The following is a 12,752-nucleotide window of genomic DNA, read 5'->3' on the forward strand; positions in this document are numbered from 1 at the left end:
TTAGCAACAGAACGCTGATAGAGGCTAAGGAACCGGATGCCGCTCGCAACTATAGAAGACGCCGTTGACGATATTCGAGACGGCAGAATGGTGATAATCGTTGACGACGAAGATCGTGAGAACGAAGGCGATCTTGTCTGCGCGGCGGAAAAGGTAACCCCTGAGATAATTAACTTTATGGCCGTTCACGGACGCGGCCTTATTTGTCTTCCACTTACTGAAGAACGCTGCGATGAACTGAATTTACCACCACAAACCTCTGAGAATACCTCGAGTATGGGAACCGCATTCACCATCTCCATCGAAGCAAGAGAAGGCGTTACCACAGGCATCTCGGCGGCAGACCGTGCGAAAACGATCCTCACCGCAGTAGATCCAAAAACACGTCCTTCAGATCTTGCACGCCCGGGCCATGTGTTCCCCCTGCGTGCGAAACGCGGCGGCGTGCTGGTACGCGTCGGCCAAACGGAAGCAAGCGTCGATCTTGCCCGCATTGCCGGTCTTACCCCGGCAGCAGTAATTTGCGAGATAATGAATGATGATGGGACAATGGCCCGGATGCCGGAACTGGAGGCATTTGCTGAGCGGCACAAATTGAAGATCGTATCGGTTGCCGATATCGTTCGATATCGAGTTTCGAAGGAGATGCTGATAAAAAGGGTTTTTGAGGCCGACCTTCCCACGACTTACGGCACCTTTCGTGCGATCCTCTATGAGAATACGATCAACGGCGAGACACACCTTGCCCTAACGCTCGGTGACATTGCAAAGGCAACGGGTCCGGTACTTGTCCGCGTCCAAACGGAGAACATCACTTTTGCAATGTTCGGCTCTACACTTGGTGAGGCAGCCCCGGCCATCCAAGCCTCTCTCCAGCATATTTCAAGCGCCGGATGTGGAGTGGTCCTGTATCTTCGTCAGCGAGAGAACAATCTTGATCTTGTGAATCAACTGCGCACGTACGCGGTGATGAATGAAAAAGGGATTGATTTTCAGGCTGCGAAACAGGAAACTGGTTACGGTAATGTCCACGATCATGGGATCGGCGCCCAGATGCTGAAAGACTTGGGCGTAAAGCAGATAAGATTGTTGTCAAACCATCCCCCAAAAGTTAGCGCACTGGATGCGTTCGATCTTGAGATCGTCGAGACTGTTAGTCTCTAATTGAGCGGTCGCCGTCTGGATTCGAAATGCCTAAAGAGTCAAAGGGAGAACAAGCCAATAATGCCACTCCAAGGTCCACTTCCGGCCGCTTTAGACGTTTGTTCAGTCGCCGGAACGTATTACTTGCCCTCTTCTCCACCGGTGCTCTGCTTTTATTGTTCGGATTGCTCGGCATAGTGTCCTATCGAACCGGTCTCATTGATTCCTACATAAAGTCACAGTTCATCGACAAGATGAACTATATTGGCATCGAATTTACTGCGGACGAGTTCCGTGTTGGGGCCTCGCCGCTTGAACTGGTCTTGAAAAATGCACAATTCAATGACCGCGTATCCGGCGAAAAATTATTCTTTGTTGAAAATGCAAGGATCGGACTATCAGTAGAAAATCTGTTCGCCTGGCAGCTCTCGCGGGACATCTCGGTCACGTCAACTGATATCTCAGGTGCTCAGGTTTGGATCAAGTTCGACGAGAATGGACGCTCAAATTTTGCGAATATTGTTGAAGATACACGCGAATCGCGGCTGAATTTCAAATATGACACTGTAAAGCTGAATATTTCAGACAGTGTGATCCACTTCAATGATCTTTCGCGGTCGATAGGCGCGGAAGCTCGCAACTTCCGGCTGACGCTTGCGCCGGAAGCTGGTGAGAATGGCGGACCGGCAAGATACGCTATCGACATAACTTCTTCAGATTCCAACTTCCGCTACGACGACCGGACCGTTGAAGACATCTCTATTCGGGCAAAACTGCTAGCTAATTCCGAGAGCGGGGAGGTCAAGGAATTACGCATCGATACTCCGCTCGGCACTTCTTACCTAAAAGGTGTCATATCCAATTGGGCAGAATTTGCCTATGACCTCTCGATCGAATCAAGCGTGGATCTGACGCGGGCATCAAGTATTTTTCCTTTAGGTGCATCGCTGGGCGGCGTTGGGAATTTCAAAGGAAGGGTAAGCGGACGTGGTGAAAGGTACAAAATTGCGGGAGTGGTGGATTCGCAGGCGATCTCAGCAGAGAGTGTTTATCTTCGCGGTCTGAACGTGGATGCCACCGTTGAAGGCACGAACCGGAATTATGAAGCGAACGGAAAGGCGATCGCTGAACTGCTTACCTTTGAGGACTTTCGGATCGAGTTTCCGCAGATCTTCGGTAATGTACGCGGAACCGGTACAGATTTTCGCTGGGTCGGCGAGCTTCAGGCTATAGCTGCAAAGTCTCGATCGCTGACTTTGGGCCGTCTTTTCCTGTCTGACGCGGTCGCCGAATATAAGGAGGAGCAATTGACCGCGACGGTTGGGAATGGGCGAGCACAGCGATTTTCGGTAGCGGATTTTGAGTTTAGCGAAATGGTTGTCCGCGACCTGAACTTAAGAAGACGCAATGGGGAGTTGCAGCTCTCAGCCCCGACCGCTCGTGCAGCAAGCCTTAAAAGCAAAGATATAGAGTTGACCGGTATGCGTGGTGAGGGCGTGAGCGTCTCGGATAAAGGCGAGCGTACCCAGGTCAGGGTTAACCGCTTGGTCGCCGAAAGCGGAAGGATAAAGGATACACGAGGACAAAAGATCTCAGCAGAGGAATTTCAGTTGGTCGATCTTCCCGGTTCGACCGAGCTTACCGCCAAAGATCTTCGCGTCGATCGAACAATTATTGAAGGCGCGAGGATTGACGGGTTGAATTCACCTTTCATCACGCTACGAGATAATGAACGCGAGACCATCGTTTATTCAGACAAGCTTCGAGTTGCCAAGATCGATACAGGGAGCGCGGTTCTCGGAAGTCTCAACATAGCAGGCGTAAGATTGACTATTCGACAAGGACGGCTTCAGGCAACATCGAACGATATCGATGCGGGAAACATTCAGCTTGCGGGTACAGAAACTTTTCCTGAGGGCGGGACGTTGGAAAATGTAGGTATAGCCAAACCAATATTCGTTCTTGAGCCGTCGGGTCGATATCGCGCAACCGCAGACATGAGCATCGGCGGCGGGATCATCGGGAGCATTTCTCTTGGTTCGGCAACAGCACGCGTTGATATAAATAACGATCGAGCAGCTTTTGATGACCTCGTCGCAGAGGTGATGAATGGAAAGCTGGAAGGGAACGCTGCGATCGCTTTGAACCGAAGAGGCGAAACTATCGTGCGTGGAGATTTTCGCGGACTGGATCTTTCAAAGCTCATCGCCGTTAGATCAGGCCGAGTAATGCCGATTGCCGGGCCGGAAATTGATCTGCCCAGGCCTGGCGATGAGCACGACAATCGCTGAAACACACCGCCTTGCTTTTGACTGCGAAACGCTTTCCCGACGCGAAGGCGTCGGCCCCGGACTGCTTGATGGCAACGCGGTCAATGAAGCATTTGAAGAAGTGATGGCAATGACAAATATTCGCTGGGGTGTGAATTCAATTGTCGATGCCGGAGGCGACATAACAGAAGTTTATTGTGGTGACCCGACTGCTTCGCATCGCGCTGCATGTGAAGCATATAGGGCGGCACATTCGATCCAAATATCGGAACGGAGGCCTTTGGTGATCGCTGGCAGCGGCGGGTCACCCCTGGACGTGAATTTGATACAGGCCCACAAATCTCTTGAAACGGCCTCAAAAGCATGCTCTCCGGGTGGTACGATCTATTTCGTTGCGGAATGCAGAGAAGGCATCGGCCGGGGCGATATGCTCGAATGGTTCGAAGCCGGATCAAGCCGAAACCTCGCCGAGCGGCTCTGCAACAATTATAAAGTGAACGGACAGACCGCCTGGAGCATTTTGAAAAAATCAGAAGAATTCGATATCAGGATCTTAACCGAACTTAGTGATGAAGTACTCGAAAAGCTCAGGTTCAAACGAACCGATCTTGATGAGATAGAAAAAGCCGCGCTCGCTAACGGGCCCGGCTATATCATTCCATTTGGAAGCGGTCTAGATATTCAGTATCACTAGCTTTTAGCCGCTTCAAATGTTCTTCCAATTATGTCCGTATGATGTCGGATAGAGCGTAGCTTGTCGCGAAACCCGGTAAAGCGGAGTATATAAACGCTGTCGTCCGACCGCAAAAAGTAATACCTTCCGGCCATCGGCCTGCCGGCCCGAACGAACTCGAAATTGAACACTGCTCCGGTCAGCTTTCCGCCAAAGGGTTCCTCTTTGCCGGGTACGTAGCCGGTCATGAACTGCAGTTTAGCTTCTTCTTCACGGATAACATCGGAGATCTTTGTAGTTCTTGGTGAAGCTATCCTCCGCACCTCAAGATGCCCGTCGTTGCGGTCAACAAATACCAACTCAACACTTTTGTTGGTGGCCGAAGGTTTAACGGTCATCTTCCAGCGCTCATCCGGTATGTCGAAAGAATATTCAACGTTCGGATCACTAAAGCGCTCGGTTTGTGCAAAAACTGAAATCGCGGAGAGAAAAGCCGCAAGAATTGCTATAAATTTGCCTGCATTCTTCATAATTTCCGGCCTCCGATAAAAGCTTATTTTATAATATTTGGTCTGTTTTGGAAACAAACTCTCTGATGCCTTATGCTGGCCTAATGTTGTATGCCGATCTCTGAAACAGAGCTCCGATCGAATCATCAGATCCAACGATGTCAACGGTATTGCACCGCGATTTCCCTGTCGTGGCTATCTACGTTCAAGCAAGGATCCGTAGATCTGCTTTAAATTGCCCAAATGTGCATCTATGCTGAAGTTCGCCATGGCGTATTCCTTCGCCTTCGACGCAGCGGTTTGTCGCCGTTTGCTGTCGGTCCCAAGCGCGATCATCTGATCTGCAAGCCGTTCCTTATCGCCAACGGGGAATATCTCAGCAAATTTACCGCCACCGGTGGCCTCTAAAAGCGGAGGTATATCTGAAACTATCATCGGCAGCCCGGCGAGCATAGCCTCCGTAACCGCTACCGGCAAACCTTCCTGAAGCGACGAAAAAACGAACACGTCCAGTTCCGAAAGGATATCCGGAACATCCGACCGCGAACCGATGAAATGAACACGATCTGCGATCCCCATCCGTAGGCAGTGATCAAGGCAATCGGCCATTTTGTCTTCCGCACCGGGTTCGACCCCGCCGGCGAAAATGAAATGGGCTCCCGGAAGTTCGCGAAAGACTTTCGGAAGAGCTCGGCAGATGGTCAACTGATCTTTCCGCGGATCGCGATAAAAATTGGCGGTCATGCCAAAAACCAGTGCTGAACGGCTTATACCGAGTTCTTCACGGATCGATCTTCCCGTCGGGCGAAGCCGTTCCGGGTCGGCTCCGTTGTAAAGAACAGAAAAGTTTGTTTTTGTGTCCAACCCATCCGTTTCGGAAAGCCATGAGCGAAGTCCTTCGCTTACCGAAAGGTTCGCGTCCATTCTCGGAATAAGGTAGCGGAGTGATATGCGATTCTTTCGATCCGGAACGAAACCCTGAAAACTGAGCACACGTTTTACGTATTTCAATCCGCGCGTCGCCAGATAAAGATGTATCCCATCAACCGCCTGATATCCATGAACAATGCGGATCTCTTTCTCCCTTATAAGCCGCCTTAGCTGAGATGCAAGATAGATATCAACGGGAAGCCGCCTGTCCAGTTTTATGAATTCCGCACCTGATGCAATAATGTCCGATTCAAGCGGTCCTCCGCGAGCGGTTGCCAGGGTTACATCAATGCCGAACCGTTTCGCATTGCGGCAAACGTCGAGCGCCTGCGTTTCCGCACCGCCGCGGCCGAGCGAATCGATGTAATAAAGTACCTTGATGTCTTTCTCCGGCACGTTATGCTTCCTTTAGCAAAATATGATTCTATTTCATTTGGATGAAAATGCCGGAATCCGAGCCAAAGAAAAATGAACGGAAAGTGTTCGTTCTTGTTCCGTCTTACCATCACGCGGGATACGTGGAACGCTGTCTCCGTTCGATCTTTGCTCAAACTGTTAGCCCTGCAAAGTTGCTCGTTATAGATGATGGGTCGAGCGATGATTCGCCCGCGATCATCGAGCGTGTGCTTAAGGAGTGTCCGTTCGATTCTGAGCTGATCGTAAGAGAGAATCGTGGTCTTGCCAGAACCTTGAACGAAGCTCTGGCCAATAGTTTCGGTGAATATTTTGCCTATATCTCATCGGACGATCTTTGGCTGCCGGAATTTTTAAACCGTCGCACCAAAGCTCTTGATGGGCGTGAAAATGCGGTGCTTGCCTACGGCCCGGCCTACGTTATCGACCGCGATGATCGGATATTTGATATAACCTCAAACTGGGGACGATATATTGACGGCAATGCGACCGAAATGCTGCTTGAGCCTGTATTCCCGCCGAGCGCCGGCGTCGTTTATCGACGTTCCATGCTTTTAGATGAAAAATGGAATGAGGCGGCCGCACTTGAAGATCACGATCTTTATCTTCGCCTTAGCGTGCGAGGCGATTTTGCTTATGATGCTGAGCCGCTTTCTGCCTGGCGCGTCCACGGAAAGAATACAAGCCGCGATGCAAAGCGAATGCTGGATGAATGGCTCGCGGCGGCTGACCGCAATGCGGAAAGGCTTGGAATCGCAGATGAGCAGCTGCAAAAGATACGCTCAAGGATGCGCTCTAATGCTGTCCCGATGCTCGCACGCGCGGGCGCACGCCGAAAAGCAGTGACCGAGCTTATCGAAACCGCTGGCGGCAGAAGGTTTAGATCGATCCTGAGAGATCTTGCGGTGGTATTGTTGCCCGCAGCCGGATATTCCGCTTGGCGCTATCTTCGCGATTCGCTTAGAAAGCGAAAATACGGCAAAGTATCCTTTTAACATCTGCCGGTTCTGCACTGAGAATGAGCGATCAGGAGACAATATTCATAAAACCACGGCCGCGGTTGGGAAAGCTTGGGCTCGGCGAGATGTTCCGCTATCGCGAACTACTCTTTTTTCTGGCACTGCGTGACATCAAAGTCCGATATAAACAAACCGCGATCGGAATTGCATGGGCTTTGCTTCAACCGATCGTCGCATCCGTTATCGTCGTCGTTATCTTCGGCACATTTGTTCGTTTCGATACAGGAACTATCTCTTATCCGGTCTATGTCCTCAGCGGAATGCTTTTTTGGCTTTTCGTATTCAATTCGGTCTCAATGTCGGGGAATGTATTTGTCGGAAACGTGAACTTGGTCACAAAGGTCTATTTTCCCCGGATGCTTTTTCCCATCGCATCAACGCTTGCCGGACTTCCCGATCTTTTGATCGGTGTCCCGATCTTGATAGGTGTTGCGGCTTGGTATGGTGTTTCGTTCTCATATTCGCTGCTGTTGGCCCCGGCGGCAATTTTTCTTCTTTTCGTTGTGGCTGCGGCTCTCGGCATCTTGTTTTCCGCGTTGAACGTTCGTTTCCGCGACGTCAAATTCGCGCTTCCGTTCTTTCTGCAAATATGGATGCTGGCTTCTCCTATCTTTTATCCGGTGAATTTCGTCCCGGAAAGATGGCAGGCCGTTTGGGCAATAAATCCACTGGTCGGGATACTGGAACTTTGGCGTTCGCTGCTTTTCGGAAGCGATCTCAATTGGATCGTGGTCGGTACTTCTTTGCTCTCGACGGTTTTGCTTCTATTCGCAGCGGTCTTTGTTTTTCGTTTGATGGAGGACGATTTCGCAGACATTCTTTGATTATGACGGCGATAGAGGTAAACGGCATTTCAAAGCTCTATCTGATCGGGCAGAACCGGTCAAATTCGCTGCGCGATTCGATCATCGGGATCGTGCGCCAGCGTGCTGCAGCAACACGCGAGCATTGGGTGCTCAAAGACGTATCGTTTCAGCTTGAATTGTCCTCCCGAATTTGACCTGTGTTGATTGTCTGTTGTCTTTCCGGAACGATAAGGCCCCGGACCAATGAATGAGAAACTTTAACTTTTATACGGGAAGAACCGCAAAAAGGTTTCGGGGATGAAAATCCACAAAATACAAGAACCACCCTTGATCTCAGGTGGTTCTTGTATTTGAGTACATGGAGCTATCGTTGTTCATCAAAGAATCGGATCCCTCAATATGTCCGCCAGAGCCCTTACCCGTTGCGTATCGGCCGTATTCTTTGCCGGTTTTGCTTTCTGTAATGAGGATCCAAGACTTTTAAGTTTTTTGGCCGATCTGTCATCAAGATTTGAACTAACGGCATTTTGGATCGCAGTTCGGATCTCGACGATCCGTCCGGAGGTCAAAGCCCCCGAACGCTCGAGCTGATCAACATAAGCCTTTGCGATCGTTAGAGTTCGAGGCCATTCTATCCTTTCTTGGCTCTGGACATTGAACTCCGCGAATCGGACTGATTTAGCTGCATCGATCTCATTCTGCGTCAGGAATTTTGATGGCGTCAGTTCAAAAATATCCAGCCCGCGGGCGATCTCGGATGAATAGATAAAACCATTGTACCAATATGCCGACCATGAACCTCCCATAACTAGCACATTCGCGTCGATCGGGCCGCGGTCGAAATAACCGATCTCAATTGGCTTTGCTGGATCAGTGAAGTCCATTATCGAGATGCCACCCTGATACCAAGCCTGCACCTTTATATCGCGTCCCGGTACCGGGATGAGCGAACCGTTATGGGCCACGCAATTCTCAGCTTCGGTCTGGGCCGCCGGCATCTTGTAGTATGCGGCGAATTCAAGCTTTTGTCCGTTCAAACGGAAAAGTGCATTAGCACCCCAAACATTCGGGTCATTCTCACGACAACGCGGCCCCATCCCGCCGCCCCACTCATCTGTGAAAACGACCGTTTTTCCGTCATTTGAGAAAGAGGCAGAATGCCAGTAAGCGTAATTAGGATCGTTCACCGCATCGACGCGCTTAGGATTCGCCGGCTCACGTATATCGAGCAGAATACCATTGCCGGCGCAGGCTCCTGCCGCCAGACCGATCTCAGAATAGACCGTGATGTCGTGGCACTGATTCGTTTCAACCGGACGCCCCATATTTTCATGTGAACCGCCATCTGTCAGGACATTGATCTTACCTGTTTCACTGTCACCGAAGATTCGTGGTTCAGCGACAACCGCAGCTTTCTCGGGGGTGTCGAGCGGAACCTTGATAACTTCGATCCGAAACAATGCGGTATTTGGGTCTTTGTCCGGTGGACCGCCCGAACAGCCGGCAAGCTCCTCACTGGGACGCACGAATGACGTGCCTGAGACGTAAATATACACATTCTTGCTGTCTTTGGGATCTTTTACCAAGGTGTGAGTGTGAGAACCTCGGCAGGTTTGCACCGCTGCGACCTGTTTCGGCTTGCTGATGTCGCTGATGTCAAAGATACGAACACCGCGAAAACGATCCTTATTAGCTGCCGGAGGTGCTGGTTGACCCTGTGGGCCAACAGTCGGAGGGAACCCTTGTTCTCCGCAATCAAGCCGACCATTTGGCATTTCAACGGACATAAAGAGTAAATTCTTATGAACAGAAACGTCTCCTTGGCCACCGGGACAAATCAGCGAGGTGATCAGGCTCGTATTTGATGGATCGGCGATGTCATAAATGTTAATTCCATAAAAATTGCCAAGGAATAAGCGGTTGCCCTGAAAAGCGATGTCAGAATTAGAGAACGCCAGCCCGGCAAAGCCCATACGCATCTCAGGGGGAACCATCGATGCATCCGGTACCCCAAGAGCCTTCAGAGCGGCCGCAACTTTCGGCGAATTGGGATCTACGCCCATATCGAATACTTCAGGCTTCTTTAAGAGCTTTACGTGCCGCATGCCGAGAGCTATCTCTCCGGCATCGAATAATCCGGCTTTTAGTTTTGCACGAGGGTCGTTCGGATCCGAACCTTTAGAGCCGGCCGGGAATTTGGATCCGGTATTCGACTGAGAACCTGCATTTTGAGCATTAAGCTGGGATGCCGCAATGTTCAAGAGTAGGATAGCTGCAAGGGCTATAAATGTACATTTATTAGAAAGATTCATGGCTATTAGTTTGTTCTCCGTTTTTTGAGAAGGTTTTGCATCGTTGTTATTTCTGCTCGTTGGCCGCTATCTACATCCGTTGCAAAGTTAAAAAGTTCAGCGTCCTGGCCCGCACCTGAGGTGTCAAAAAGATCTTTTACCATCATCAATGCACCTTCGTGATGTTGGATCATTCCTTCTAGAAAGAGTCGGTCGAATTCGGGACCTTTGGTGTTGCGCAGTTCACGCATTTGTTCAGGACTGAGCATCCCCGGCATTAGTGGCTTACTAGATGAAGCAGAATGGCCGCCATGATCATGTCCAGCGTGTCCACCAGAAGTGGGCAAAGGCTTTTCCCCCCGGAAGGTGAGCCAGCGCTTCATGAATGCGATCTCATCCGCCTGAGACCTGCTTATGCGTTCACCTAACATAATGATGTCCCTGTCGCTAGTCCTTTCAGCGATCATGTCGGTTATCTCCACGGCCTGAGCGTGGTGCATTATCATACCCTGCATGAATTCGATGTCTTTAGGCGAAACCGCAGGCAAAGACGCACGTGTCCCTGATGGAAGGATCGTTGTTGGTTCGCCCGGAGCACCTGGACGAACGATATTTGGCCTTGAGTCCTTACCAGAATTCTGAGCAGATGTTTCTGTTGGCATTGCAATATAGCCAACTGTCAACAGTAGAAGCAGTATATAAAAGCGCAAAGAATGTTTTAACAACCCTGGACGACTGTCGGGCTGGGGGTATGACAGATTCTGGTTTAAGATGTTTTGGTTTGCGTAATTTATATTCAAGGTCGATCTAGTATTGGCCCATAACAATTGACAAACTTTCAGAAGTTAATACGGAAATACGGGAGTGATGTTTCCAAAAAATGAAATGCCCCTAAATTGAGTTAAGTGATGGATCGTATGTCATGGGAGGTAGGGAAATATAGGGATATTTTTGGAGGCGGCGATCGGAATCGAACCGATGAATAAAGGTTTTGCAGACCTCTGCCTTACCACTTGGCTACGCCGCCTTGAAATGAGAAGTAGGCAGTTTGCCGGGCGAAAGCGGCAGTCTGGAAAAGTTCTGCCTACTGCCAACCGCGAACTGCCTACTTAGGTAACAAAAACTGGAGCGGGAAACGAGACTCGAACTCGCGACTTCAACCTTGGCAAGGTTGCGCTCTACCAACTGAGCTATTCCCGCGTGGCAAACTTTGATTTTAGCGTTCAAAAATCAGTTGTCAAGCAAATGTGGGCACGATGGGGGTTCTCTGCGTATAACCATCACTTGCTTAGCTCTATATTTCTGATAAAGCCCCAATCGCCGCTGGGGCTTACCCTAATGCCACTTATCCGTTTGTTCGCAACGACCATATTGGCCGGATACCATAAAGGCATTAGCGGAAGCTCTTCCGAGATCTTAGCCCAGGCAGCTTGGTATTTTACTTTGGCAACTTCACGATCTATGGCATCGATCGCTTCTTGGATAAGCGTATCTACCTCTGGGTTTGAATATCTGCTCCTGTTACAGCAAGCAACGCCCGGACCTGGGATTCGACCAGTAGTAAACAGATCTTTCAAAAAAATCGGGTCTTGATTGCCGCCTATCCAAACGCCAGTGTTTAGCTGAAACTGCCCATTCCGCAATTGATCTCTTAATGTGCCAGGGTCAAGCGGTTCTATTTCAACATTTAAGCCGACTTCCTTAAGGTTATTCTGTATGGCTTGAACATAACTGTTGAATGCCGCATTTCCGGAAGAGAATTTGAATTTTATTGGCTCATTCTTGTATCCAGCTTCTGCCAGCAATTGCTTCGCCTTTGCGGGGTCGTAATTGTATTCAACCCCAGGAGTGTATGCCCAGGAGCTTTCAGGCAAGATCGAATTAGCCTTCTTGGCTTGTCCGGAGAGCAATTCCCGGATCAATTTATCGCGGTCGACCGCATAGCCGATAGCCTGCCGGACCTTAACCTTATCAAGCGGGGCAGAGCGTGTGTTAAGGCCGATGTATTGAATGTTCGATCCATCGAACTGCTCGATCTTGAGGTTCGCGTCTTGACCAAGGATGTTCAATGTGTCCGGCGGGAGGTTTGTTGGCATTGGCGCAATATCAACACCACCTGTTTGGAGTTCAGCCTGTAAGGAACTCGCATCTGTAACTGTCTTAACCAGGATCTTGGGGACTTTCGGCGAACCTTCGAAATAGTCAGCAAAAGCTTCCATTTCTACTGTGTTCTGTGAGGCGTCGAACCTAACAAACTTGAACGGTCCGGAGCCAATCGGAGTATCTTTCTGAGTTTCAGCAGTGCCTTCGGCAATTACTGGGATCGCAACCAAATTCGAAAGAAGCTGGTTCTTCAAGGATGGCCGAGCGACCGTGAAAACAACTGTCTTGGAATCGGGCGTTTCAATGGCCGTAGCGGGGCGCCGTCAAAAGCCCCGCCGAAATCAAGCCTGACGGTAAAGATGCCGTTGACAACGCTAACACCATTCTGTTGCTGCGTACCGAGAAGCATACCACCGCTCTGTGCATCAAATAGCGAGAAGTCAAAATCATAAACCGCATTTGCCACAACGGAGCCCTCCATTAGGCGTCCCTGATAAGTAAACTCCGTTGTCTGACCCAAACTGAAGATCGCGAATGACGCTATAAAAATAGGAATTATAATGATCTTGCTTATTTTATTTCGCTGCATAGTGT

General features: G+C 50.0%; 12 protein-coding genes and 2 tRNA genes. 6 read left to right on the forward strand and 8 right to left on the reverse strand.

The genetic code is table 11. From position 1 onward, the window contains the following. The first annotated feature begins 36 nt into the window (after positions 1 to 36). Genes ribB through JVX88_RS11170 form a run of 3 tightly spaced genes read left to right on the forward strand, consistent with a single transcriptional unit; the run spans position 37 to position 4,107 of the window. Positions 37 to 1,164: a 3,4-dihydroxy-2-butanone-4-phosphate synthase gene (ribB, locus tag JVX88_RS11160; RefSeq protein WP_211627378.1), complete on the forward strand. Its 1,128-nt coding sequence runs from the start codon at positions 37 to 39 to the stop codon at positions 1,162 to 1,164. A 26-nt stretch (positions 1,165 to 1,190) separates the two neighbouring features. After that, the gene (locus JVX88_RS11165; RefSeq protein WP_211627379.1) at positions 1,191 to 3,434 is read left to right on the forward strand and encodes a hypothetical protein; all 2,244 of its coding nucleotides are present in this window, start codon (positions 1,191 to 1,193) and stop codon (positions 3,432 to 3,434) included. After that, positions 3,415 to 4,107, forward strand: coding sequence for a hypothetical protein (locus JVX88_RS11170; RefSeq protein WP_211627380.1), 693 nt, complete (start codon positions 3,415 to 3,417; stop codon positions 4,105 to 4,107). Before JVX88_RS11165 ends, JVX88_RS11170 begins: the two co-directional genes overlap by 20 nt. Here the strand turns inward: JVX88_RS11170 and JVX88_RS11175 are convergent. Together JVX88_RS11175 and JVX88_RS11180 are read right to left on the reverse strand one after the other, a co-directional pair. Next, a complete protein-coding gene (locus tag JVX88_RS11175) occupies positions 4,104 to 4,616 on the reverse strand; it encodes a hypothetical protein (protein WP_211627381.1) in 513 nt (170 codons plus the stop codon). The two genes, JVX88_RS11170 and JVX88_RS11175, sit on opposite strands and share 4 nt — an antisense overlap. Positions 4,617 to 4,790: 174 nt before the next feature. After that, the gene (locus JVX88_RS11180) at positions 4,791 to 5,921 is read right to left on the reverse strand and encodes a glycosyltransferase (RefSeq protein ID WP_211627382.1); all 1,131 of its coding nucleotides are present in this window, start codon (positions 5,919 to 5,921) and stop codon (positions 4,791 to 4,793) included. Between the two features lie 47 nt (positions 5,922 to 5,968). Here JVX88_RS11180 and JVX88_RS11185 point away from each other — a divergent pair, with 47 nt between their 5' ends. The 3 genes from JVX88_RS11185 to JVX88_RS11195 are packed head-to-tail and all read left to right on the forward strand — an operon-like array spanning position 5,969 to position 7,958. Further along, positions 5,969 to 6,934: a glycosyltransferase family A protein gene (locus JVX88_RS11185; RefSeq protein ID WP_211627383.1), complete on the forward strand. Its 966-nt coding sequence runs from the start codon at positions 5,969 to 5,971 to the stop codon at positions 6,932 to 6,934. 23 nt (positions 6,935 to 6,957) lie between these two features. Beyond that, positions 6,958 to 7,782 (forward strand): ABC transporter permease, encoded by an 825-nt coding sequence (locus JVX88_RS11190; RefSeq protein WP_211627384.1) that lies wholly within the window; start codon positions 6,958 to 6,960, stop codon positions 7,780 to 7,782. Positions 7,783 to 7,784: 2 nt separating this feature from the next. Next, complete coding sequence (locus tag JVX88_RS11195; protein WP_211627385.1) at positions 7,785 to 7,958, forward strand: hypothetical protein; 174 nt, start codon at positions 7,785 to 7,787, stop codon at positions 7,956 to 7,958. A gap of 183 nt (positions 7,959 to 8,141) precedes the next feature. On the opposite strand, the gene JVX88_RS11200 is transcribed toward JVX88_RS11195, so the two are convergent. The 6 genes from JVX88_RS11200 to JVX88_RS11225 form a co-directional block, all read right to left on the reverse strand. Beyond that, the gene (locus JVX88_RS11200) at positions 8,142 to 10,076 is read right to left on the reverse strand and encodes an LVIVD repeat-containing protein (RefSeq protein ID WP_211627386.1); all 1,935 of its coding nucleotides are present in this window, start codon (positions 10,074 to 10,076) and stop codon (positions 8,142 to 8,144) included. Positions 10,077 to 10,081: 5 nt separating this feature from the next. Beyond that, the gene (locus tag JVX88_RS11205; RefSeq protein WP_211627387.1) at positions 10,082 to 10,717 is read right to left on the reverse strand and encodes a DUF305 domain-containing protein; all 636 of its coding nucleotides are present in this window, start codon (positions 10,715 to 10,717) and stop codon (positions 10,082 to 10,084) included. A 290-nt stretch (positions 10,718 to 11,007) separates the two neighbouring features. Beyond that, a tRNA-Cys gene (locus tag JVX88_RS11210) sits at positions 11,008 to 11,082 on the reverse strand. A 97-nt stretch (positions 11,083 to 11,179) separates the two neighbouring features. Then, positions 11,180 to 11,255: transfer RNA gene (locus JVX88_RS11215), tRNA-Gly, on the reverse strand. A gap of 80 nt (positions 11,256 to 11,335) precedes the next feature. Beyond that, positions 11,336 to 12,412: an ABC transporter substrate-binding protein gene (locus JVX88_RS11220; RefSeq protein ID WP_263975492.1), complete on the reverse strand. Its 1,077-nt coding sequence runs from the start codon at positions 12,410 to 12,412 to the stop codon at positions 11,336 to 11,338. Continuing rightward, the gene (locus JVX88_RS11225) at positions 12,409 to 12,747 is read right to left on the reverse strand and encodes a hypothetical protein (RefSeq protein ID WP_211627388.1); all 339 of its coding nucleotides are present in this window, start codon (positions 12,745 to 12,747) and stop codon (positions 12,409 to 12,411) included. Before JVX88_RS11225 ends, JVX88_RS11220 begins: the two co-directional genes overlap by 4 nt. Positions 12,748 to 12,752: the final 5 nt, after the last annotated feature.

The organism is Leptolyngbya sp. 7M, from assembly GCF_018128485.1.